The sequence below is a fragment of the Paenibacillus farraposensis genome (assembly GCF_020736845.1).
Taxonomy (GTDB): Bacteria; Bacillota; Bacilli; order Paenibacillales; family Paenibacillaceae; genus Paenibacillus; species Paenibacillus farraposensis.
Genome location: NZ_JAFFQR010000075.1, coordinates 1 through 259, shown reverse-complemented (window position 1 = coordinate 259; position 259 = coordinate 1). Strand labels below are relative to the sequence as shown.

Here is a 259-nt window from a genome sequence, read left to right as displayed (position 1 = left end):
GGCCCAGCGGTGCGTACTGGCTCTTAGGTGGCGGCTGCCGCCTTAGAGCCAGTAGCATGAGCCATGTTTTCGCTGTTTTTATCTGAAGAAAACAAGTATTAGACTGAAAAATAAAGTTGCAGACTGGTTCACCGGCTTCTACCAGGCTTGATGGTAAAGAAAAATAAAAAGAGCCGTCCCAAGAAAGTACGACTCTAACTACAAAATACACCCTTGCTCTTTTGTAAGGTGAAAATGTTCCAATCCACTCATAAACTTG

The 259-nt window shown here is 44.0% G+C and carries 1 protein-coding gene; it reads right to left on the bottom strand.

The window, feature by feature from the left end; translation table 11 throughout:
- Positions 1-259, bottom strand: a 259-nt coding sequence (locus tag JO375_RS12605; RefSeq protein ID WP_229524812.1) for a hypothetical protein, incomplete at both ends; no start/stop codon positions are given.